At 55.1% G+C, this 22,562-nt stretch carries 23 protein-coding genes and 3 tRNA genes; 17 read left to right on the top strand and 9 right to left on the bottom strand.

Going from position 1 to position 22,562, the window contains the following annotated elements; genetic code table 11:
• Positions 1 to 7 precede the first annotated feature (7 nt).
• The 7 genes from fliA to sdiA all read left to right on the top strand — a co-directional run bounded on the left by fliA (position 8) and on the right by sdiA (position 5,700).
• Positions 8 to 727 carry an RNA polymerase sigma factor FliA gene (gene fliA / locus ES815_RS01540; protein WP_032612078.1) on the top strand — a complete coding sequence of 240 codons (720 nt, stop codon included), beginning with the start codon at positions 8 to 10 and terminating at the stop codon, positions 725 to 727.
• A 55-nt stretch (positions 728 to 782) separates the two neighbouring features.
• Complete coding sequence (gene fliZ, locus ES815_RS01535; RefSeq protein ID WP_142486293.1) at positions 783 to 1,334, top strand: flagella biosynthesis regulatory protein FliZ; 552 nt, start codon at positions 783 to 785, stop codon at positions 1,332 to 1,334.
• Between the two features lie 88 nt (positions 1,335 to 1,422).
• Complete coding sequence (gene tcyJ, locus ES815_RS01530) at positions 1,423 to 2,223, top strand: cystine ABC transporter substrate-binding protein (RefSeq protein ID WP_142486292.1); 801 nt, start codon at positions 1,423 to 1,425, stop codon at positions 2,221 to 2,223.
• A gap of 107 nt (positions 2,224 to 2,330) precedes the next feature.
• Complete coding sequence (dcyD, locus tag ES815_RS01525; protein WP_142486291.1) at positions 2,331 to 3,317, top strand: D-cysteine desulfhydrase; 987 nt, start codon at positions 2,331 to 2,333, stop codon at positions 3,315 to 3,317.
• A 21-nt stretch (positions 3,318 to 3,338) separates the two neighbouring features.
• Complete coding sequence (gene tcyL, locus ES815_RS01520; RefSeq protein WP_142486290.1) at positions 3,339 to 4,007, top strand: cystine ABC transporter permease; 669 nt, start codon at positions 3,339 to 3,341, stop codon at positions 4,005 to 4,007.
• Positions 4,004 to 4,756, top strand: a complete 753-nt coding sequence (gene tcyN, locus ES815_RS01515) for an L-cystine ABC transporter ATP-binding protein TcyN (protein ID WP_142486289.1) — start codon at positions 4,004 to 4,006, stop codon at positions 4,754 to 4,756. Before tcyL ends, tcyN begins: the two co-directional genes overlap by 4 nt.
• 221 nt (positions 4,757 to 4,977) lie before the next feature.
• Positions 4,978 to 5,700, top strand: a complete 723-nt coding sequence (gene sdiA, locus ES815_RS01510; protein ID WP_142486288.1) for a transcriptional regulator SdiA — start codon at positions 4,978 to 4,980, stop codon at positions 5,698 to 5,700.
• 66 nt (positions 5,701 to 5,766) lie between these two features.
• Here the strand turns inward: sdiA and ES815_RS01505 are convergent, their stop codons facing one another.
• Positions 5,767 to 5,991: a DUF2594 family protein gene (locus ES815_RS01505; protein ID WP_103180123.1), complete on the bottom strand. Its 225-nt coding sequence runs from the start codon at positions 5,989 to 5,991 to the stop codon at positions 5,767 to 5,769.
• A gap of 472 nt (positions 5,992 to 6,463) precedes the next feature.
• Between ES815_RS01505 and uvrY the strand changes: the two genes are divergently transcribed.
• The 6 genes from uvrY (at position 6,464) to ES815_RS01475 (ending at position 10,006) form a co-directional block, all read left to right on the top strand.
• Positions 6,464 to 7,120: a UvrY/SirA/GacA family response regulator transcription factor gene (uvrY, locus tag ES815_RS01500; RefSeq protein ID WP_142486287.1), complete on the top strand. Its 657-nt coding sequence runs from the start codon at positions 6,464 to 6,466 to the stop codon at positions 7,118 to 7,120.
• Positions 7,117 to 8,949, top strand: coding sequence for an excinuclease ABC subunit UvrC (gene uvrC / locus ES815_RS01495; protein ID WP_142486286.1), 1,833 nt, complete (start codon positions 7,117 to 7,119; stop codon positions 8,947 to 8,949). The genes uvrY and uvrC overlap by 4 nt, the downstream gene beginning before the upstream one ends.
• Positions 8,950 to 9,005: 56 nt before the next feature.
• Positions 9,006 to 9,554 (top strand): CDP-diacylglycerol--glycerol-3-phosphate 3-phosphatidyltransferase, encoded by a 549-nt coding sequence (pgsA, locus tag ES815_RS01490; RefSeq protein ID WP_032612063.1) that lies wholly within the window; start codon positions 9,006 to 9,008, stop codon positions 9,552 to 9,554.
• A gap of 152 nt (positions 9,555 to 9,706) precedes the next feature.
• Positions 9,707 to 9,782, top strand: a tRNA-Gly gene (locus ES815_RS01485).
• Positions 9,783 to 9,833: 51 nt separating this feature from the next.
• Positions 9,834 to 9,907 (top strand) — tRNA-Cys (locus ES815_RS01480).
• A gap of 12 nt (positions 9,908 to 9,919) precedes the next feature.
• Positions 9,920 to 10,006, top strand: a tRNA-Leu gene (locus ES815_RS01475).
• 136 nt (positions 10,007 to 10,142) lie between these two features.
• Here the strand turns inward: ES815_RS01475 and ES815_RS01470 are convergent.
• From ES815_RS01470 to ES815_RS01455, 4 genes are read right to left on the bottom strand one after another with little or no spacing between them, the layout of a single operon-like run.
• A complete protein-coding gene (locus ES815_RS01470) occupies positions 10,143 to 11,108 on the bottom strand; it encodes an ABC transporter permease (RefSeq protein ID WP_142486285.1) in 966 nt (321 codons plus the stop codon).
• Positions 11,105 to 12,094, bottom strand: a complete 990-nt coding sequence (locus ES815_RS01465; RefSeq protein ID WP_142486284.1) for an ABC transporter permease — start codon at positions 12,092 to 12,094, stop codon at positions 11,105 to 11,107. The genes ES815_RS01470 and ES815_RS01465 overlap by 4 nt, the downstream gene beginning before the upstream one ends.
• Positions 12,087 to 13,568, bottom strand: a complete 1,482-nt coding sequence (locus ES815_RS01460) for a sugar ABC transporter ATP-binding protein (protein ID WP_142486283.1) — start codon at positions 13,566 to 13,568, stop codon at positions 12,087 to 12,089. The genes ES815_RS01465 and ES815_RS01460 overlap by 8 nt, the downstream gene beginning before the upstream one ends.
• Positions 13,569 to 13,625: 57 nt before the next feature.
• Positions 13,626 to 14,609, bottom strand: a complete 984-nt coding sequence (locus tag ES815_RS01455; RefSeq protein ID WP_142486282.1) for an autoinducer 2 ABC transporter substrate-binding protein — start codon at positions 14,607 to 14,609, stop codon at positions 13,626 to 13,628.
• A gap of 405 nt (positions 14,610 to 15,014) precedes the next feature.
• On the opposite strand from ES815_RS01455, the gene ES815_RS01450 reads away from it, so the two are divergent.
• The 4 genes from ES815_RS01450 (at position 15,015) to ES815_RS01435 (ending at position 18,632) form a co-directional block, all read left to right on the top strand.
• Positions 15,015 to 16,160 (top strand): transglutaminase-like domain-containing protein, encoded by a 1,146-nt coding sequence (locus ES815_RS01450; protein WP_142486281.1) that lies wholly within the window; start codon positions 15,015 to 15,017, stop codon positions 16,158 to 16,160.
• A complete protein-coding gene (locus ES815_RS01445; RefSeq protein WP_142486280.1) occupies positions 16,138 to 16,494 on the top strand; it encodes a mercuric transporter MerT family protein in 357 nt (118 codons plus the stop codon). The genes ES815_RS01450 and ES815_RS01445 overlap by 23 nt, the downstream gene beginning before the upstream one ends.
• Entirely contained in the window at positions 16,491 to 16,772 is a 282-nt protein-coding gene (locus ES815_RS01440; protein WP_142486279.1) for a heavy-metal-associated domain-containing protein, read from the top strand. The genes ES815_RS01445 and ES815_RS01440 overlap by 4 nt, the downstream gene beginning before the upstream one ends.
• A gap of 285 nt (positions 16,773 to 17,057) precedes the next feature.
• On the top strand, positions 17,058 to 18,632 hold the full coding sequence (locus tag ES815_RS01435; protein WP_142486278.1) for a sulfatase-like hydrolase/transferase: 1,575 nt from the start codon (positions 17,058 to 17,060) through the stop codon (positions 18,630 to 18,632).
• A 38-nt stretch (positions 18,633 to 18,670) separates the two neighbouring features.
• Here ES815_RS01435 and ES815_RS01430 read toward each other — a convergent pair whose 3' ends face one another.
• Genes ES815_RS01430 through ES815_RS01415 form a run of 4 tightly spaced genes read right to left on the bottom strand, consistent with a single transcriptional unit; the run spans position 18,671 to position 22,482 of the window.
• Positions 18,671 to 19,387, bottom strand: a complete 717-nt coding sequence (locus tag ES815_RS01430) for an ABC transporter ATP-binding protein (protein WP_142486277.1) — start codon at positions 19,385 to 19,387, stop codon at positions 18,671 to 18,673.
• On the bottom strand, positions 19,384 to 20,259 hold the full coding sequence (locus tag ES815_RS01425; RefSeq protein ID WP_142486276.1) for an ABC transporter ATP-binding protein: 876 nt from the start codon (positions 20,257 to 20,259) through the stop codon (positions 19,384 to 19,386). Before ES815_RS01425 ends, ES815_RS01430 begins: the two co-directional genes overlap by 4 nt.
• Positions 20,256 to 21,557, bottom strand: coding sequence for a high-affinity branched-chain amino acid ABC transporter permease LivM (gene livM / locus ES815_RS01420; RefSeq protein ID WP_142486275.1), 1,302 nt, complete (start codon positions 21,555 to 21,557; stop codon positions 20,256 to 20,258). Before livM ends, ES815_RS01425 begins: the two co-directional genes overlap by 4 nt.
• 10 nt (positions 21,558 to 21,567) lie before the next feature.
• Positions 21,568 to 22,482, bottom strand: a complete 915-nt coding sequence (locus ES815_RS01415; protein WP_059309089.1) for an ABC transporter permease subunit — start codon at positions 22,480 to 22,482, stop codon at positions 21,568 to 21,570.
• Positions 22,483 to 22,562: the final 80 nt, after the last annotated feature.

The raw sequence follows: 22,562 nt of genomic DNA, 5'->3' as shown, positions 1-22,562 counted from the left end.
GTTTATCGTGAATTCACTCTATACCGCTGAAGGTGTAATGGATAAACACTCGCTGTGGCAGCGTTATGTTCCGCTGGTGCGACATGAAGCATTGCGGCTTCAGGTGCGGCTACCGGCGAGTGTGGAACTGGACGATCTGCTACAAGCGGGCGGTATCGGGTTATTGAATGCAGTTGACCGGTACGACGCTCTGCAAGGAACGGCATTTACGACTTACGCAGTACAGCGTATTCGTGGTGCGATGCTCGACGAACTGCGCAGCCGGGATTGGGTGCCGCGCAGCGTTCGACGCAATGCACGCGAAGTAGCGCAAGCAATGGGGCAGCTGGAACAAGAGCTCGGACGTAACGCAACGGAAACGGAAGTTTCGGAGCGTCTGGGGATCTCAACGGCTGACTATCGCCAGATGTTGCTCGATACCAACAATAGCCAACTCTTCTCCTATGACGAGTGGCGCGAAGAGCATGGCGATAGCATCGAACTGGTGACGGACGATCATCAGCAGGAAAACCCATTGCACCAGTTAATGGAAGGCAATGTACGCCAGCGCGTGATGGAAGCCATCGAAGCTTTACCGGAACGCGAGCAGCTGGTGCTGACTCTCTATTACCAGGAGGAGCTCAATCTCAAGGAGATTGGTGCCGTGCTGGAAGTAGGGGAGTCGCGGGTTAGCCAGCTGCACAGCCAGGCCATTAAACGCTTACGTACCAAGCTGGGTAAGTTATAGGTGATTTATATCACCCGTTAAGTGCCGCACAACGTATTGACAACCAGGAGTTATCATGACGGTGCAGCAATCAAAAAGACGGCCATTAAGCCGCTACCTGAAAGATTTTAAACACAGCCAGACGCATTGCGCCCATTGCCATAAGCTGCTCGATCGCATCACGCTGGTTCGTCGCGGCGAAATCGTCAATAAAATTGCGATTTCCCGCCTCGACACCCTGTTGGATGAGGCCGGATGGCAACAAGAGCAACAGGAGTGGGTGGCGTTATGTCGTTTTTGTGGCGATCTGCACTGTAAAGAGCAGAGCGACTTTTTCGATATCATCGGCTTCAAGCAATTCCTGTTTGAGCAAACAGAGATGAGCCATGGCACGGTGCGCGAATATGTCGTGCGTCTGCGTCGTCTGGGCCAGCATCTGACCACGCAACGTATCTCCCGTGATTTACTGACCAGCGGCTATCTGGATGAGAATCTCGAGCCGTGGCTGCCTGCGACCAGCACCAACAACTATCGGATTGCGCTGCGCAAGTATGCGCAATTTAAAACGCAAATGCCGGTGACGCCGAAGCAGAAAGTCCACCGCGAAACAACTTCTGATATATATTAAAAATGAATAACATGTAGCGCAGTCGTGTTTGACCTTGCGGCCGAACGCCCTACACTACAATCAAAATTCCAATGATATCGGGGTAAGTATGAAATTTGCACTTCTGGGTCGTCAGGCGCTGATGGGTGTAATGGCCGTTGCGCTGGTAGCCGGTATGAGCGTGAAAACGTTCGCGGCAGAAGGTCTGTTAAATAAAGTTAAAGAGCGCGGCACGCTGCTGGTTGGGCTGGAAGGCACTTATCCTCCGTTCAGCTTCCAGGGTGACGACGGTAAACTGACCGGGTTTGAAGTGGAGTTTGCTGAAGAGCTGGCGAAACACCTCGGCGTGAAAGCGTCGCTGAAGCCGACCAAATGGGACGGCATGCTGGCCTCGCTGGACTCCAAACGTATTGATGTGGTGATTAACCAGGTCACCATCTCTGACGAGCGTAAGAAAAAGTATGATTTCTCCACCCCTTATACCGTCTCCGGTATCCAGGCGCTGGTGAAGAAAGGCAACGAAGGCACCATTAAATCTGCTGCCGATCTGAAAGGCAAAAAAGTCGGTGTCGGTCTGGGGACCAACTACGAAGAGTGGCTGCGCCAGAACGTGCAGGGCGTCGATATTCGTACCTATGACGATGACCCGACCAAATACCAGGATCTGCGCGTAGGCCGTATCGACGCCATTCTGGTTGACCGCCTGGCGGCGCTGGATCTGGTGAAGAAAACCAAAGACACCCTCGCGGTTGCCGGTGATGCCTTCTCCCGTCAGGAAGCTGGCGTTGCGATCCGCAAAGACAACGACGACCTGGTGAAAGCCGTCGACGGTGCGATTGCTGAGATGCAGAAAGACGGCAGCCTGAAGGCGCTCTCCGAGAAATGGTTCGGGGCAGACGTCACAAAGTAAGCAGTTGAATGCAAAAAAAGGCGCTTTGATAAGCGCCTTTTTTATTTCCTCGCCAGCAACGTGCATAATAAAAAAAGACAGACTTAGACAGGGTTATGGAGGTTTTCATGTCATTACAGAATCTAACGCGTTTTCCGCGCCTCGAATTTATTGGCGCCCCGACGCCACTGGAGTATTTGCCGCGCTTATCGGACTACCTCGGGCGCGACATCCTTATCAAACGTGATGACGTGACGCCGATGGCAATGGGCGGCAACAAGCTGCGCAAGCTGGAGTTCCTCGCGGCGGATGCCCTGCGTGAAGGGGCCGACACGCTGATTACCGCGGGGGCAATCCAGTCCAACCACGTGCGCCAGACCGCGGCCGTTGCGGCAAAGCTGGGCCTGCACTGTATCGCTCTGCTGGAAAACCCGATTGGCACAAAGGCAGAAAACTACCTCAGCAACGGCAACCGTCTGCTGCTGGACCTGTTCAACGTGCAGATTGAAATGTGCGATGCGCTGACCGACCCGGTGGCGCAGCTGAGTGAACTGGCCACCCGCGTGGAAGCTCAGGGCTTTCGCCCTTATGTGATCCCGGTTGGCGGCTCGAACGCCCTGGGGGCATTGGGCTACGTCGAAAGCGCACTTGAGATCGCCCAGCAGTGCGAAGGGGCCGTGGGCCTCTCCTCGGTGGTGGTCGCCTCCGGTAGCGCAGGAACGCATGCCGGGCTGGCGGTAGGGCTGGAGCAGTTGATGCCGGACGTCGAGCTGATTGGCGTTACCGTGTCGCGCAGCGTAGCTGACCAGAAACCAAAAGTGGTCACGTTACAGCAGGCGGTGGCCCGGCAGCTGGAGGTGAGCGCCAGTGCCGATATCATCCTGTGGGATGACTACTTCGCACCGGGTTACGGCACCCCAAATGACGAAGGCACGGAGGCGGTCAAACTGCTGGCACGTCTGGAGGGGATCCTGCTGGATCCGGTTTATACCGGTAAAGCGATGGCGGGTCTGATCGACGGCATCAGCCAGAAGCGCTTTAAGGATGAAGGGCCGATTCTGTTTATTCATACTGGCGGGGCGCCGGCTCTCTTTGCCTACCATCCTCACGTCTAAATCACAGGCAGAAAAATCATAATGCAAGAAAGTATTCAACTGGTGATGGATTCGTTGCCTTACCTGCTGAAAGGTGCGGTGTTTACGCTGCAACTGAGTATTGGCGGGATGTTCTTTGGGCTGCTGCTGGGCTTTGTTTTGGCGCTGATGCGCCTGTCGCCTCTGCTGCCCGTGCGCTGGCTGGCGCGTTTTTATATTTCCATCTTCCGCGGCACGCCGCTGATTGCCCAGCTTTTCATGATTTACTACGGCCTGCCACAGTTTGGCATTGAGTTGGATCCCATCCCGGCGGCAATGATCGGTCTGTCGCTTAATACTGCTGCCTATGCGGCGGAAACCCTGCGCGCGGCAATCTCCTCTATTGAAAAAGGGCAGTGGGAAGCTGCAGCCAGTATCGGCATGACCCCATGGCAAACCCTGCGCCGGGCAATCCTGCCCCAGGCCGCACGGGTAGCGCTGCCGCCGCTGAGCAACAGCTTTATCAGCCTGGTGAAAGACACCTCGCTGGCGGCCACCATTCAGGTGCCGGAGCTGTTCCGCCAGGCGCAGCTGATCACCTCGCGCACGCTGGAGGTTTTCACCATGTACCTGGCCGCCTCGCTGATCTACTGGGTGATGGCGACGGTGCTGTCGGCGCTGCAAAACTATTTTGAAAACCAGCTTAACCGCCAGGAGCGTGATCCGAAATGAGTGCTATCGACGTTAAAAACCTGGTGAAGAAGTTTCACGGCCAGACGGTGTTGCACGGGATCGACCTGGAAGTGCAGGAGGGCGAAGTGGTGGCGATCATCGGGCCAAGCGGCTCCGGTAAAACCACGCTGCTGCGCAGTATCAACCTGCTGGAACACCCGGAAGGCGGCACCATCCGCGTGGGGGAGATCACCATCGATACCGGCAGGTCGCTGAGCCAGCAAAAGGGACTGATCCGCCGCCTGCGTCAGCACGTTGGCTTCGTCTTCCAGAGCTTCAATCTGTTTCCTCATCGCACGGTGCTGGAGAACATCATTGAAGGGCCGGTGATTGTCAAAGGCGAACCGAAAGAGGAGGCCACCGCCCGCGCCCGCGAGCTGCTGGCGAAGGTAGGGCTGTCCGGCAAGGAGAGCAGCTACCCGCGTCGTCTCTCCGGCGGGCAGCAGCAGCGGGTGGCGATTGCCCGCGCGCTGGCGATGCGTCCTGACGTGATCCTCTTTGATGAACCGACGTCGGCGCTGGATCCGGAGCTGGTGGGGGAAGTGCTGAACACCATTCGTCAGCTGGCGCAGGAAAAGCGTACCCTGGTGATCGTCACCCACGAGATGAGTTTTGCCCGCGACGTGGCGGACAGGGCCATATTTATGGATCAGGGGCGTATCGTTGAGCAGGGGCCGGCAAAATCATTGTTTGCCGATCCTCAGCAGCCGCGCACCCGGCAATTCCTCGAAAAATTCCTCATGCAGTAGCATATTTGTTCTCAATTGCTCCGGAATTAAACGCCGGAGCAATATATTCACCCACGCTATGAATGCCATCCTGATTTTATCCCGTCTTAACCGCCCTAAGTGTATAAAATGTGTAGATAATTATCGTTGGGTCGATATTTTATACATATAAATAAGATTTATGTGTTAGTTTAAGAATCCATAATAATGATTATCTTTTACAGGGGCTTAATTCGGTCAGTATGAAGGATTTAGATTTTTTCACATGGCGACGGGAATGCTTCCTCCGTTTTCAGGAGATGACTTCTGCCGACGAGGTATATCCCGAACTTCAGCGACAAACTCAGAACCTGGGGTACGATTTCTTTTCCCTCTGCGTTCGTCATCCGGTACCTTTCACGCGGCCTAAAGTCTCGGTACATTCGACCTATCCGCAACAGTGGATGGCCCAGTATCACGCAGAAAATTTCTTTACCATCGATCCGGTGCTCAAACCCGAGAATTTCGTTCACGGGCATTTACCCTGGAACGATGCCTTATTTGCAGAGGCGCAACCGTTATGGGACGGCGCGCGCGACCACGGGCTGCGTAAAGGGATCACCCAGTGCCTGATGCTGCCTAATCATGCGATGGGATTTCTGTCGGTCTCCAGTACCAGTCTGTCCGTGAACCTTATGGCGGGTGAAGTGGTTGAATTGCGTCTGCAAATTCTGGTGCAACTGGCGTTGACCACGCTGCTACGGCTGGAACATGAAATGGTGATGCCACCGGAGATGAAATTCAGCAAGCGCGAGAAAGAGATTCTGAAATGGACGGCGGAAGGGAAAACATCGGCAGAAATAGCCATCATTCTTTCTATTTCTGAAAATACGGTGAACTTCCATCAGAAAAATATGCAGAAGAAATTCAATGCGCCGAACAAGACGCAGATAGCGTGCTATGCGGCAGCGACGGGGATTATCTGACTACACTTCTGTTCTGCGTGGCAGGCGAGTAAACGGCTGAATGCACTGCGTTCAGCCGTTTTTGTTTTATTGACGGTAAGCTTGCTTGATCTGCTTAACGGTGCTGGAAAATACCTCGGCCTGAGCCTGGTCTTCCATCTGGGCAATCTGGCGTTCCATCTTAATGATCACACGGCCGGCGTCCGCCTGACCCATCGCCTGCAGCATCAGGGTCAGCAGGGATTTCAGACAGGAGACTTCCTGTGCCAGTTCTTGATTATTCTCCGCAGTGGCGAAATCAGGTGTGCTCATTTATTTTCCTCGTGATAAAAACAGCGCTTAAGCGCATAGATCAAAGTTAAGGCGGCGGAGTATATCACAAGCCGTCAGGAAAAACGCAGTGCTTGTTTTTTGTACTTTCTCCCGTTTTGTTTATTCAAATGAACAAAGATTAACGCTGAATTTTCTAAGACTTTAGTGTGGGTTAATTGTTTAACGAAGGTAGGAGGGAAGTTAATTATTGTTACAAATTTAAAAGGTGTATTTTAACAGCATTAATAGAGTGCTTAAAATTTGTAAGTTTTTGAAAACATCCGCCTAAAAAAAGTGGCCGAAGGCGCATCGCGCAAGGCTTCCGTTTCCAGTTGATGTACAACTTAATTTCCAAAAAAGAGAGCATTGTCGAAGCCATGCTTTTTTTAACGTTTTCAGTTTCGGATAAAAACCGTTAATATATGCCGAATTAACTGTCTGTAGCCGTTATCCCTATTCTGGAGAATTTCCTTTGATCAACGTCCTTCTTGTTGATGACCACGAACTGGTGCGCGCAGGGATACGACGCATTCTTGAAGATATAAAAGGTATTAAAGTCGCTGGTGAGGCCTGCTGCGGTGAAGATGCCGTAAAATGGTGCCGGTCGAATAGCGCTGACGTTGTCCTGATGGACATGAACATGCCCGGCATCGGCGGCCTGGAAGCGACGCGCAAAATCGCGCGATCCTTTGTTGATACCAAAGTGATCATGCTGACGGTTCATACTGAAAATCCCCTTCCTGCAAAAGTAATGCAGGCCGGCGCTGCTGGCTATTTAAGCAAAGGCGCAGCTCCCCAGGAGATGGTCAATGCGATCCGCTCCGTATTTTCCGGGCAGCGCTATATCGCTTCTGATATCGCACAGCAGATGGCACTCAGCCAGATTGAGCCAGAAAAGACCGAATCACCCTTTGCCAGTTTGTCTGAGCGCGAATTGCAGATTATGCTGATGATTACCAAAGGCCAAAAGGTGAATGAGATCTCCGAGCAGCTTAATCTCAGCCCGAAAACGGTGAACAGCTACCGCTACCGTATGTTCAGTAAACTGAACATACATGGCGACGTTGAACTCACTCACCTGGCCATCCGTCATGGTCTGTGCAATGCCGAGACCCTAATTAGTCAGTGAGTGATGTGTTTGAATCCAGTGCTTTCCTGAAAACTGTTACCAGCCAGCCAGGCGTCTACCGGATGTATGACGCCGGCGGGACGGTTATCTACGTCGGAAAAGCGAAAGATCTCAAAAAGCGACTTTCCAGCTATTTCCGCAGCAATCTTGCCTCCCGCAAAACAGAAGCGCTGGTCGCTCAGATCCAGCAGATCGATGTCACTGTGACCCACACGGAGACCGAAGCGCTGTTGTTGGAGCATAACTACATCAAGCTCTATCAGCCGCGTTACAACGTGCTGCTGCGCGATGACAAATCCTATCCGTTTATCTTTCTCAGCAGCGATACCCATCCGCGTCTGGCGACCCATCGCGGCGCTAAACATGCGAAAGGCGAGTACTTCGGCCCGTTCCCTAACGGTTATGCCGTGCGGGAAACGCTGGCGCTGCTGCAAAAGATCTTCCCGATTCGCCAGTGCGAAAACAGCGTCTATCGCAACCGCTCCCGTCCTTGTCTGCAGTATCAGATTGGTCGTTGCCTCGGGCCCTGTGTGGAAGGGCTGGTCAGCGAAGAGGAGTATGCGCAGCAGGTAGAATATGTGCGCCTGTTCCTCGCCGGTAAAGACGATCAGGTCCTGACCCAGCTGATTGCCCGCATGGAGAAGGCCAGCCAGGCGCTGAACTTTGAAGAGGCGGCGCGGATCCGCGATCAGATCCAGGCCGTACGTCGGGTCACGGAAAAACAGTTTGTCTCCAATACCGGCGATGACCTGGACGTGATTGGCGTCTCCTTTGATGCAGGCATGGCCTGTGTGCATGTGCTGTTTATCCGTCAGGGCAAGGTGCTGGGCAGCCGCAGCTACTTCCCGAAAGTGCCGGGCGGCACCGAGCTGGGCGAAGTGGTGGAGACCTTTGTCGGCCAGTTCTATTTGCAGGGCAGCCAAATGCGAACCCTGCCGTCGGAGATTTTGCTCGATTTTAATTTGAGCGATAAGACGCTGCTGTCCGATTCCCTGTCGGAGCTGGCAGGTCGTCGGGTGAACGTTCAGACCAAACCGCGTGGCGATCGGGCCCGTTACCTTAAGCTGGCGCGCACGAACGCGGCGACGGCACTGAGCACCAAACTGTCTCAGCAGTCCACCGTTCATCAGCGTCTTGCCGCGCTGGCGACGACGCTGCAGCTGCCAGAAGTGAAACGGATGGAGTGTTTCGACATCAGCCACACGATGGGTGAGCAGACCGTTGCCTCCTGCGTGGTGTTCGATGCCAACGGGCCGCTGCGCGCGGAGTATCGTCGCTACAACATTACCGGCATCACCCCCGGGGATGACTACGCCGCAATGAATCAGGTGTTACGCCGCCGCTACGGCAAAGCCATTGAAGAGAGTAAGATCCCGGACGTTATCGTCATTGACGGTGGTAAAGGGCAGCTCGGCCAGGCAAAATCGGTGTTTGCCGAGCTGGATGTCCCCTGGGATAAGCATCATCCGCTATTGCTGGGCGTGGCCAAAGGCACTGACCGTAAAGCCGGGCTGGAAACGCTGTTCCTGGAACCGGAAGGGGAGGGCTTTAGCCTGCCGCCGGATTCACCCGCGCTGCATGTGATCCAGCATATTCGCGACGAGTCGCACGATCATGCGATCGGCGGCCATCGTAAGAAACGGGCAAAGGTCAAAAACACCAGTACGCTGGAAACGATCGAAGGGGTCGGGCCAAAGCGTCGCCAGATGCTGCTGAAATACATGGGCGGTTTGCAAGGATTACTCAACGCCAGCGTGGAGGAAATTGCAAAAGTGCCGGGTATTTCGCAGGGGCTGGCAGAAAAGATCTACTACTCGTTGAAACATTGAGGGCTCTGTAGCAACATAGGGCTAATAATTACTGACAACAAACAGTTACCGTCACTATGCGATTAAACATCCCTACGTTGTTAACGCTTTTCCGCGTCGTCCTTATCCCTTTCTTTGTGCTGGCGTTTTACCTGCCTTTCGTCTGGGCGCCTTTTGCCTGTGCCCTGATCTTTTTTGTCGCGGCCGTGACCGACTGGTTTGACGGCTATCTGGCGCGTCGCTGGAACCAGAGCACCCGTTTTGGCGCCTTCCTCGACCCGGTAGCCGATAAGGTGATGGTCGCCATCGCCATGGTGCTGGTGGTGGAGCATTATCACAGCTGGTGGGTGACACTGCCTGCCGCCACCATGATTGCCCGTGAAATTATCATCTCGGCCCTGCGCGAGTGGATGGCCGAGCTGGGTAAACGCAGCAGCGTGGCGGTCTCCTGGATTGGCAAGGTGAAAACCACCGCGCAGATGGCGGCGCTGGTGTGGATGCTGTGGCGTCCTAACGAGTGGGTGGAGTGGGCTGGTATCGGCTTGTTTATGGTCGCGGCAGTGCTGACGCTCTGGTCAATGTTGCAATATTTGAACGCTGCACGCGGCGATTTGCTTGATCAGTGATCGTTTCGCCGTAATTTTCAGCAAACGATCTTGAGTTAAGAAAAATAACGTTGACTCAAAGCGTCAGGTAAGTAGAATGCAACGCATCGAACGACGGCACGGTTCGTTAGTCGATAAAAAAATCAAGTGATTAGCACAATGACTTGATGATTGCGGGAATAGCTCAGTTGGTAGAGCACGACCTTGCCAAGGTCGGGGTCGCGAGTTCGAGTCTCGTTTCCCGCTCCAAATTTAAGACAGTCGCAATAGCGGGTGTCAGTCGCAAGACAAAAGATTTAAGGCGCGTTAGCAAAGCGGTTATGTAGCGGATTGCAAATCCGTCTAGTCCGGTTCGACTCCGGAACGCGCCTCCACTTTCTTCCCGAGGCCGGATGGTGGAATCGGTAGACACAAGGGATTTAAAATCCCTCGGCGTTCGCGCTGTGTGGGTTCAAGTCCCACTCCGGCTACCATGGGAAAGCAAAGAATAATCAAAGCAATAAGCAGTGTCGTGAAACCACCGAAAGGTGGTTTTTTTGTGCCTGAAATTTGGCTTATCTGACATCATTTCGCGATGGGTGACCGCCTTCGGATTACCTCCTCTGACGATCAGGATCGGCTGAACAGGCGCGACAAATTAGCCCCCTTCAGGAAAATAAACGCCAGCAGCAGGCCGCCCCACAGGGCCATGGTGATATAGCTGCTCACCCCGAGAATGTTCAGACCACTCTCCAGCATCTGCAGCAGGATCAGCGCCATCACCATGCCAAAGACCTTGCCGAAGCCGCCGTCGGGGTTTACCCCGCCCAGCACCGCCGCCAGAATCGATACCAGCAGATAAGACTCACCGTAAGAGGCCTTGGCCGAGTTCAGCTTGGACATCATCAGCAGCGCGGCAATCACGCACAATACCGATGAAAGTATATAAACCCAGATAAGGGTCTTACGGGTGTTGATCCCGGCGTAGTGGGTTGCCTGTTCATTCGAGCCGATGAGGTAAATCGTGCGCCCAAAGGCGGATTTTTCGAGGATCACCCACAGCACCGCCACCACAGCCAGAAACACCAGTAACGGCAACGGAATGCCGAGGATATTGGTGCTGTTAATCGCCAGAATGGTGTCGGGGAAATTCGAGATCGACGAGCCTTTAGAGATCAGAATATTGATCCCCTTCAGCAGGGTCATTATCCCGAGCGTCGCCAAAATCGGCGAAACCCGCACCACGGCAACCAAAAATCCAATAACCGATCCAATCACGATAGCCATGGCCAGTCCGGCCGCCAGCACCAGCAGCATACTGCTGAGGGTCGGGGGATAATGCGTGGCGACCCAGGCCATCACCAGCCCACAGGCGTTCATGGTGGCGATGATGGACAGGTTGATCCCACCGGTAAGAATGGTGACCGCCATGGCTAACGCCAGTACCCCGAGGATCGGCATCTGCGAGGCGACAGACTGGAAGTTGGCTGACGACCAGAAGACAGAGGGGATAAGGAAGCTAAACGCGATCACGACGACGGCGATTAACACACTCAGGTAAATCTCAACGCGATCCTGGGTTTTTCTGGCGTTCATGCTGCTACTCCCTGACCTTTGCGCTGACTCCATGCCGTCATGCTGATGCTGGTGACGATCACCACACCGGTAACGACCGTATGCCAGTAAGAGGAGACCCCTGTCAGATTGAGGCCGTTTTGTATCACGGCCAGTAAAATCACCCCCAACAGGGTGCCGAGTAAGGTCCCGCGCCCGCCGACAATACTGGTTCCGCCTAACACCACCGCCGCCAGCACCGTCAGCTCATAGCCCAGCAGGGAGTCGGGGGCGACGGTTAAGACGGTCGCGGACTGGACCACGCCGGCCACGCCAGCCACGCCGGACATCAGCCCCATATAGCCGTAAACAAACAACTGCATTTTAAAGATGCCGAATCCCATCCGGGAGGCCGCTTCGCGGTTACCGCCCATGGCGTAAATCATCCGGCCAATGCTTGTTTTGTTCATGATAAAGCCGGTTAATGCTACCACCATCAGCAGGGTAAGGATTGGCAGGCTTAAACCGTAATCGTAGCCATCGGCAGCGGTGAATTTAAACAGCATCACCCCCTGTTCAAACCACTCCGGATAGCTGTACAGCCAGACTCCTTTGGTCAGGTACAGCAGCAGGCCGTAAAAAATATTCAGGGTTGAAATGGTAATGATGATGGAGGGTACCTTTAGCCGGTTAACCAGCGTGGCGTTGACCAGGCCGAGCAGTAAACCCAGCCCGCCTGACAGCGCAAACGCCAGGGCAAAGTTGCCGCTGGTGCCCTGTATCAGGGTGACCATAACGTACTGGGAGATGATGGTCATGGCCGGGAATGAGATATCGATCCCGCCGGAGATCAGGACGATGAACAGGCCGCAGGCCAGGATGGTTAACATGGCGTAGTTGTTGATCAGGTCGTAGATATTGCCGAGGGTCATAAAATCGGCGCTGGCAAACGACAGATAGCCGCCAATCAAAATAATGGTCAGCCCGAGGAACAGCTCATGGGTTTTCACCCCGATTTTCTTAACCATTGACGACCTCTGCCAGCGCGGCCTCTGTGGTCTTTTCCGGGAGGATCTCCGCGACGATCTCGCCCTTGCGCATCACTAAAATCCGATGGCTGTTAAAGAAGGCTTCGTCGATCTCATCGGTGATCATCAGCACCGCGATCCCCTTGCGCGACAGGGCAGAGATGATCTGGTAGATCCCGGCTTTATTGGCAATGTCGACGCCGACGGTGGGCGAGTCAAGGATCAGTACTTTAGGGTTGATGGCCAGCCATTTGGCAATCGCCACGCGCTGGGCATTGCCGCCGGAGAGGGTGTTAACGGGCAGATCCACGCTGCCAATTTTTATGCTCAGCTGCTCGACGAGTTCCGCGACAATGCGGTCCGATTTTGACCTGTCCAACAGCCTGAAGGGCGTTTTTAGCCGCTTCAGTATGGTCGAGATAATATTGTCATTGATCGACTGTTCCATCACCAGGCCGGTGCTCATCCGGTCCTCCGGGACATAGCCAATTCCGGCTTTCACCGCATCCCGGTTGCTGGCGAAATGGACCGCTTTGCCCTCCAGTTCTATCTCGCCGGAATCGGGCTTCGTGAGCCCGAACAGGCTGAGGCAGAGCTCCGTGCGCCCGGCACCCAGCAGCCCGGTTATGGCCAGGATCTCCCCCTGATGGATCTGGAAAGAGATGTCTTTATACTGCTGATTTTTCGTAAGGTTAGTGACCTTAAGCGCCACCTCGCCAATTTTCTCAATCGGCGGCAGGACCGCATACGAGAACTCTTTGCCGGTCATCAGGAACGCCAGCTTTTTATTATTGATCTCGCTGGCGGGGAAGGTGCCGATTAGGCTGCCGTTTTTCAGCACGCTGATACGGTCGGAGATTTCCAGCACCTCATCCAGCCGGTGGCTGACAAAAACCACGCAGATATTTCTTTTCTTCAGGTCGCCGATAACCCGCAGCAGCCCCTTTACCTCCTGGATAGTCAGCGAGGCGGTGGGTTCATCCATAATAATTAGCCTGGCTTCCTGGGCCAGCGCCCGGCAGATGGCCACGATCTGGCGTTGGGCGATGGGCAGGGAGTCCACGTTGGCATCCAGATCTAATTTCGCATCGATACTCTTCATCGTCAGCGCTGCGATACGGCGGATTTCGCGCTTGTTGACCAGCAGATGGTGGTGGTGCTGGTGAATACCGATATTTTCCGCAACGGTTAAATTGGGGAATAAGGAGAGATCCTGATAGATAACCTGAATTCCGGCTTTAACGGAGTCGATGGGTGAAAGATGGGCGTAAGGTTTACCCTCGATGGCGATCTCAAAACCGGGATCGGGTTTATAGACGCCGGAGATGATTTTAATCAGCGTCGATTTACCGCAGCCGTTCTGCCCGGCCAGACAGTGAACTTCTCCGGGTAACAGCGTCAGGTTGATGTTATCCAGCGCTTTCACACCGTAGAAAGTCTTGCTGATCTTACCAAGTGAAATAAAGGGCGCCATATCTACCTCTCAGGGGCACATGCCGCACGCCCTGACAGGGCGTGCGGGTTCAACCGATTAATACAGGCTATCGATATTCTCTTTGGTGACGCGCAGGACTTTGTGGAACTTGATAATGCGTTTTTCGCTATCGACGTCCGCTTTACCGAGGTTCGGGATCTCCAGACCCTGGGTAATCTCTTCGCCTTTCAGGACCTTGTCGGCGATGGCGGTGATGGCATAACCCGCAGAAGCCGGATCGTAGGTGATACCCATGGCAATATCGCCGCTTTTAATCAGCGAGGCGGCCTGGGATGGGATCATCATACCGTAGACAAAGACTTTGCCTTTCGCCCGTTTCTCTTTCACCGCGCGGCCTGCACCGATAGGGCCCTGAGAGCCAAATGAGACGATCCCTTTCATGTCGGGATGGGCTTTCATCAGATCGATGGTAGTACGTCGGGCGTCATCGATGTTTTCAGCCACCGGCATCCGGTTGGTGACTTCATGCATCTCCGGGTAATGCTCTTTCTGGTATTTCACGAACAGATCCGCCCACAGGTTATGCTGCGGCACGGTCAGGCTGCCGACATAGATGACATAACCCCCTTTACCGCCCATGGCTTTCGCCATCTCTTCAACGTTGTCGGCGGCAAATTTCTGATTATCGATAATTTCCATATCCCAGTTGGCGCTGGGTTGCCCCGGGGATTCATTGGTTAATACCACGATGCCCGCCTCACGCGCCTTTTTGAATACCGGCTCGAGAACATCGGCGTCATTAGGAACGATACCGATCGCGGAGACTTTTTTAGCAATTAAGTCCTCAATGATTTTGACCTGCTGCGGCGCATCGGTACTGGATGGCCCCACCTGAGAAGCTTTTATCCCGAGGTCGCTGCCCGCTTTCGTGACGCCTTCACCCATGCGATTAAACCAGGGCATGCCATCTATTTTTGAGATATTGACCACTTCAATTTCTTTTGCCATTGCAGCGGTGGAGAAAACCATCAGCCCGAGCAAACTCGCAGACAATAATTTTGTTAAGCATATTTTTCTCATCTCATACCTCTGTAGGGTGGTAAAAAAATTAAAGTGATAATGACGATGTGTTGGTTGAGATAGCCGTGTTCATTTTTAATATTAGGTGAGAATAATCATTGCCAATATTTGTTCGCGAATAAAATAAGCGTACGGTCGGTTCCTCTTCATTCAGGGAGAGGGATGGGGTGAGGGCGCGCAGGCCGCACACTATTTAGCCAATCCCGATCTCTCGCCCTGCAATTGTTGCGGTTATTTTCGATTTTTTGCCTTCATGCCTGTACAACCCCGCCAGAATGCCGCCTAATAACGGCGCTTAATCTTTCATTCACAGTTAACAGGTCTGTTATTGATGAATCATCTCTATCACTCCGCGCCAGCCCCTGTCTGCTGTGATGAACATTCATTTACAAGGGACAGATAGCCATGCAGCGTCGACAATTTCTTAAATCCAGCGTTCTTCTTTCTGCCGCAGGCTTAGTGGGCCCGGTCGTTGCCAGCCAGACGGTGGCGCAAAACAGCGCTCCGCTCGCCGCGCCGTTGATGCGCCGTCGTTTTGTCCTGTCACAAACCTATAAACTGGCACCGCCGCAGGGCTCCAGCGGGACAGTCAAACTCTGGATCCCGTTACCGGTGGATACCGCCTTTCAGCAGATGACCGGCCTGACGTTCAGCGGTAACTACCAGCAGGCGTATATCACCACCAACAACGCCTATGGAGCCAAAACGCTGTTCGCGACCTGGCCAAAATCCGACGGCGATCTGCTGCTCCAGCTCGATCTGGAGATCGAAACGGCAGACTGGGAGCCGCTGAAGCATGAGGCTCTGAAACACTGGCAGGCACCGGAACAGATCGTCTATCCGCTGGCGGTCAAGCCGTACCTGCTGCCGACAACCCATACCCCGGTTGATGGCCTGGTGCGCGAAACGGCGCAAAAAATCACCGCCGGCGAAACCGATCCGCTGAAGAAAGCGCGCCTAATCTACGAGTGGGTCAGCAGCCATATGGAGCGCGATAACGACGTGATTGGCTGTGGCACCGGCGATGTGGCCACCATTCTGCAAAGCGGCAAGCTCAGCGGCAAATGCACCGACATCAGCTCGGTGTTTGTCGCCCTGGCGCGGGCCAGCGGCATTCCGGCGCGGGAGCTGTTCGGCATCCGCCTGGGCCGGGCCAATAAACTGGAGCGTTACTCCGCCAGCGCCTTCGGCAAGGCCGACAGCGCGGGCGTCTCCGACGTCAGCGGCGGGCAGCACTGCCGGGCGGAATTTTATCTGGCGGGATACGGCTGGCTGCCGTGCGATCCGGCGGACGTCACCAAAATGCGTCTGGCGGAGAAAAAAGCCCATCAGGATCCCGATGTGCAGGCGGTGAATACGTACCTGTTTGGCAACTGGGAGATGAACTGGGTGGGCTTCAACTACGGGCGCGATTTCGAGCTGTACCCGGCGACGGAGCAGGGCGCGGTGAATAACTTTGGCTACCCTTATGCCGAGGTGGACGGCGACCCACTCAATTTTTACGATCCAAAGGTGTTTACGTACCACTATGTCTCAACAGAACAACGCTAAGGGTGCAGGGCTGACCCTGCTGACGGCGGCCGCGGCGGCCGTCACCGCCGGGCTGTGCTGCGTCGGGCCGCTGCTCTATCTGCTGTTTGGTATCTCGGCCGCCGGTTTTGCCGGCCTCAGCCAGCTTGAGTTCCTGCGGGTGCCGATGATCCTGCTCTCGTCAGCACTGATGCTGCGGGTGTTCTGGCGGCTCTATTTTTCAACGCGGCCGTGGTGTACCGGGCGGATGACGCTGGGGCAAATGCGTCTGCTGTTCTGGCTCTCGCTGCCGGTACTGTTGCTGGTGCTGTTCTACCCCACGGTGGTGGCCTGGTATTATGAGGTGATGGAATGAAACGACTGCTGATAACTGCGGGTCTGTTACTGCCCCTGTGCGCGCAGGCTGCAAATGAAAAAGTGGTGCTGGATGTGCAGGGCATGACCTGCTCGCTGTGCGTGATTTCGGTCAACCAGGCCCTGCGTGAAACGGAAGGGGTGGTAAAAGCGAAAGCGTCGTTGAAGACGCGGCAAACTGACGTCATCGTCCCGGAGGGATTCCCGACGGAGACGTTATTACAGGCGGTGGCAAAAACCGGCTATACGGCAACCGTGAACCGCATTGAAAAACCGTAAAAATAATAATAATTGATGATGGTTTAATTCATATTATCGCCTTTGCGTCTTTCTTAAATTGTGAGAAAGACGCGCTACCACACAATTATTAATAAATTATGATGATATTGCTTCAATTTGCTGAAGATGAGATGACAAAACGTTGATTTTCCCACCCCCGCGCTCTATCTTTGGATAAGTTTCTCTCTAAAATGCTCCATTTTTATCCCTATATCGCCTTTCCGGCGGTTTTTTTGATCCTTGGCGCCAGCATTTTGCTGCGGCTTATTGTGGATTACGGTCAATATGAATATAACCGCGAGTAAATATACCCTCTGGATCCGCGATATTACGCTTAATCCATGGACAGCTTTTTATTTTCTCCAGTCCGTGCTGATTAATTATTCGTTTGGGTATTCTTTCAGCCTGATCTATTCGGTGGCCTTTAGCTGCGTATTATTTGTTCTCTGGCGGATCGCGCCGCGCGTGCAGAAAGGGTTTATTGCCCTGTGCAGCCTGCTGGCGGCAATGTACTTCCCGTTTCAACAGGCCTATGGCGCGCCGAATTTTAATACGTTGCTGGCGCTACACTCCACCAACGTGACTGAATCCGTTGAGATCCTGACGATATTCCCCTGGCACAGCTATCTGGTTTCATTAATTATTCTGGCACTAGGCGGGGTCGCGCTGCGGCGTAAAATTACGCCGAATATGGCGTGGCGCCGCGTGGATATGCTCTGTCTGGCCTTCAGCGTCGCCTGTTTCTTTATGACGCCGATGAAAAACCTGGTCCACTGGGGAAGCTTTACCCTGCTGGATGTGGGCTATCCGGTGTTCCGCTTCGTGAAGGACGTGGTGATCAACAACCACGAAGTGGTGCAGGAAAAAGCGCACATGCTGGAGCTGGCTAAAATGAAGGACAACTGGACCGTGCTGGCGGTGAAGCCCCGCTACCACAACTACGTGGTGGTGATCGGTGAAAGTGCGCGTCGGGATGCCCTGGGAGCTTTTGGCGGGCAGTGGAATAACACCCCCTTTGCCAGCACGGTTAACGGCACGTTGTTCACGGATTTTGTCTCCTCCAGCGCCTCCACCCAAACCTCACTGGGCCTGTCCATGACCCGGGTGAACGGGGGGAATCCGGAGTATCAGAATAACTTCGTCACGCTGGCAAACCGCGCCGGATTCCAGACCTGGTGGTTCTCCAATCAGGGACAAATTGGGGAAAACGATACCGCTGTCGCCAGTATTGCGAAGCGTGCGAATAACGTGCAGTTTTTGCGCAAAGGGTATTATGAAGATGAAAATAATCCCCGGGATGAAGCCTTATTGCAGATGACGCAGCAGGTGCTCTCTACCCGCCACAGCCAAACGCAGCTGATCGTCCTGCATTTAATGGGCTCGCATCCCCAGGCCTGCGAGCGCACCCAGGGAAAATATACCGAATTTGTACAGTCGAAAGAGACCTCCTGCTACATCTATAGCATCACCCAGACCGACACCCTGTTAAAACAGCTTTATCAGCAGCTACAAAATACCGGCGACAGCTTCTCGATGGTCTATTTCTCCGATCACGGTCTGACCTATAAATCCCGTCTGACCGGGGGCCAGTATATGGGGCATGGTGATGCCTTCCAGCAAAACTATCAGGTGCCCTTTATGATCATGTCGAGTGACGACAAAGAGCATCGCCTGATTAAAGCCCGCCGCTCTGCCAACGATTTTCTCGATTTCTTCTCCGTCTGGACCGGGATCGAGGCCAAAGAGTTAAGCCCGAAATACCCCTTTGTCTCGGAGCAGGATGTGGGCTCCCCCTCGGTGAGCAACTTTAAGCAGCAGAAAGTGGCGTACGCGCAGCTTCCTGACGATCTCCACGAGTGACGCCAGTCAGGGAGACCTGACTGGCGGGATCGTCCTGGCTACACGCCGCCCAGATAGGCCTTTCTGACGTCCTGATTGCCGAGCAGCTCCTCGCCGCTGCCGCTCAGGCGGATCTGGCCATTGACCATTACATATCCACGATCGGAGAGCTTTAGCGCATGGTGCGCGTTCTGTTCCACGAGAAATATCGTCATCCCGTTGCGCGCCAGCTCGCGCAGGGTCTGGAAGATCTGCTTCACCACTATCGGCGCTAACCCTAAGCTCGGCTCATCAAGCAGTAGCAGTTTTGGCCGGCTCATTAAGGCGCGGGCGATAGCCAGCATCTGCTGCTCGCCGCCGGACATGGTCATCGCCCGCTGTTTACGCCGCTCTTTCAGACGCGGAAAGAGGTCAAACATGCTCTGGAGATCCTCTGTCGCATACTGGTTGCCGATGGGGATGGTGCCCATCAGCAGGTTCTCTTCGACGGTCATATCGGGGAAGATGCGCCGTCCCTCCGGGGCCTGGGCGATGCCGCCCGAGGCCACGTAGTGGGTCGATTTATGGCTGATGTCTTCGCCGCAAAACAGAATTTGCCCGTCGCGTACCCTGGGCTGTCCGAAAATGGACATCAGCAGGGTCGATTTGCCCGCCCCGTTCGCGCCGATTAGCGCCACGGTTTCGCCGGGGTTGACCTGCAACGAAACCTGCTTCAGCGCCTGGATCACCCCGTAATAGACATCCACCTGACGAAACTCCAGCATTGCCTCACTCATACGCTGACCTCGCTTTCATCGGTGCCCAGATAGGCGGCAATGACTTTTTCATCGTGCTGGATCTGCTCCGGTTTGCCCTGAGCAATCACATCCCCGTGGTCGAGGACGATGATGTGATCCGATATCTCCATCACCATCCCCATATCGTGTTCGATCAGCAGGACGGTAATGTCGTGGCGATCGCGCAGGAAACGGATGATGTTACTCAGCGTGTGGGTCTCCACCGGGTTGAGTCCGGCGGCCGGTTCATCGAGGCAGATCATTTCCGGCCCGGTACACATGGCGCGGGCAATCTCGAGCCGCCGCTGCTGGCCGTAGGACATTTCGCCTGCGAGGCGGTTGGCGCAGTCCACCAGATCCACTACCTCCAGCCAGTAAAAGGCCCGGTCCAGGGCGTCGCTCTCCGCCCGGCGGTAGGCGGAGGTGTTCAACACCCCGGCCAGCAGGTTGCGGTTCACCTGCATATGCTGCGCCACCAGCAGGTTCTCCACCACCGACATCTCGCGGAACAGGCGGATGTTCTGGAAGGTACGCGCCAGCCCGGCGCGGTTGACCAGATGGGTGCCGCCAAACATTTTATAAAACAGACGCTGGCCGAACTGTGCCGGGTTGATCCAGTCCCCCGGCTGGAATTTCTGCCCGAGGATCTGAATCACGTTGGTCGTTTTGCTGCGGGTATTGAACAAAATATTGCCGCCGGAGGCTTTATAAAACCCGGTCAGGCAGTTGAACACCGTGGTTTTCCCCGCACCGTTCGGCCCGATCAGGGCGGTGATAGAGCCGCGCTGCACCTCAAGATTCACGTCGTTAAGCGCCTTGATGCCGCCAAAGTGCATCATCAGATGCTCCACGCTTAAAATGGTCCCGTTCATGGCGCCACTCCTTTTCGCACCGCGAAGCCGCTACGGTTGATGCGAATCAGCCCCCGCGGTCGCCAGATCATCATCACCACCATCAGGACGCCGAACAGCAGCACGCGGTACTCGGCGAAGGTGCGCAGCAGTTCGGGGGTGACGGTGAGCACAAAGGCCGCCAGCACCACCCCGAGGGTGGAGCCCATCCCGCCTAGCACCACAATGGCGAGGATCAGGGCCGACTCAAAGAAGGTGAACGAGGTGGGGTTAACAAACCCCTGATAGGTGGCGAAAAACACGCCGGCAATGCCCGCGGTAGAGGCCCCGAGGGTAAAGGCCGACAGCTTGACCAGCACATGGTTGAGGCCCATGGAGCGACAGGCAATCTCGTCTTCACGCAGCGCCTCCCAGGCGCGGCCAATTGGCATCCGCGTCAGGCGGTGCTTGATGTACAGCACCAGCAGCACCACCAGCAGCAAAATGGCGTAGATGAAGATGAACTTCAGATTGGGGTTAAAGGTCAGGTTGAAGAACTCGTGGAAGGGCACGCCGCCATCTTTCGCCCGACGGCCAAACTCCAGCCCGAACAGGGTAGGGGGCGGGGCGGAGATACCGTTCGGCCCGCCGGTGAAGGTCAGCCAGTTGTTCAGCACCAGGCGGATGATCTCCCCGAAGCCGAGAGTCACAATTGCCAGATAGTCGCCGTGCATGCGCAGCACCGGGAAGCCGAGCAGAGCCCCGGCCGCAGCGGCCATCAGCGCCGCCAGCGGCAGCATAGTCCAGAAGCCGAGCCCCAGATACTGATAGCCCAGCGCCAGGCCGTAGGCGCCGATAGCGTAAAAGGCGACATAGCCGAGGTCCAGCAGGCCCGCTAGCCCCACCACAATGTTCAGCCCGAGGCCGAGCAGGACGTAGATCAGACCGAGGATTGCCACCGTCAGCACGTACTTGGTGGCGACGAACGGAAAACAGACCGCCAGGGCGATAATCAGCGGCAGGATCCAGCGCATCCGGCTTTTGTACTCTGGCGGGCGGACGTAGACCCCCGAGTTATCGTTGTCGAAGCGGGCCATCACCCGTCGGCCCGGCGCGGTGGTTAAAAAGGCGCTCAGTAAGAAACGGCCCGTCATCACCGTGGCAATGATCCACGCCAGCCGCCGCCCTTCGAAGTTAAAGCTGTAGCCATCCAGCACCACGCCGGCGATGGGACCAAAAACGATCAGCGCCACCATGCCGGCAAAAATGGCGTCGAGAAGACAGCGCTTAAGCGAAAAACCCTCGTGGGATGCGGGTTGCGAAACGATTTGTGCAGTCATCTTTTTTCCCTCATACCTTGGCCACGACAGGGCGGCCAAGCAGTCCCTGAGGACGGAAAATCAGGATCACCACCAGCAATCCAAAGGAGAACACATCCTTATAGTCGGAGTTCACCATGCCGGAGAATTGCGCCTCGGCAATGCCGAGGATCAGGCCCCCCAGCATCGCGCCGGGCAGGGAGCCTATCCCCCCGAGAACGGCGGCGGTAAAGGCTTTAATCCCGATGATAAAACCGGCGTAAAAATCAAAGGTGCCGTAGTTCATGGTGATCAACACTCCTGCCAGCCCGGCCATCGCCGCGCCAATCACGAACACCAGGGAGATGATCCGGTCGGTATTGATACCCAGAATCGACGCCATCTTGCGATCCTGCTGCACGGCGCGGCACATCCGCCCGAGCCGGGTATTACTGATTATCCAGGTGAGCAGCAGCATCCCGGTGAACGAGGCGATCAGAATGAAGACTTTGGTGTAGGTGATCTGCACAAAGCCCTCGCCAATATGAAAACGCAGCACCCCGTCGAGCATGGTGGGGACCCCCTGCTGGCGCGGCCCCTGGCTGATTTGGGCGTAGTTTTGCAGGATCAGCGACATGCCGATGGCGGAGATCAGCGGGGCCAGGCGCGTGGAGTTACGCAGCGGTTTATAGGCGATCCGCTCGATGGTCCAGCCATAGACCCCCGTCACCACGATGGTGAACACCAGCGTACCGAGGATCAGCAGCGGAAAGGATTCCAGCCCGAAGAAGGAGAGGAGCGCCAGGCCGATGGCGCAGAGATAGGCGGAGATCATATACACTTCGCCGTGGGCGAAGTTAATCATGCCGATAATGCCGTAGACCATGGTGTAGCCGATGGCGATCAAACCGTAGACCGACCCCAGCGTTAAGCCATTGATTAACTGCTGCAGAAAGAAAGTTTCCATCATCGCGCGCTCGTGTTTTAGGCCGCCCGTTCAGGGCGCGGCCCGATGTTTATACTGCGTCGGTATGTCGCCATACCGAC

It is taken from the genome of Leclercia adecarboxylata, from assembly GCF_006874705.1.
GTDB lineage: Bacteria > Pseudomonadota > Gammaproteobacteria > Enterobacterales > Enterobacteriaceae > Enterobacter > Enterobacter adecarboxylatus_C.
Note: the sequence above shows the minus strand (reverse complement) of the source record. Positions and strands in the feature narration are given on the sequence as shown.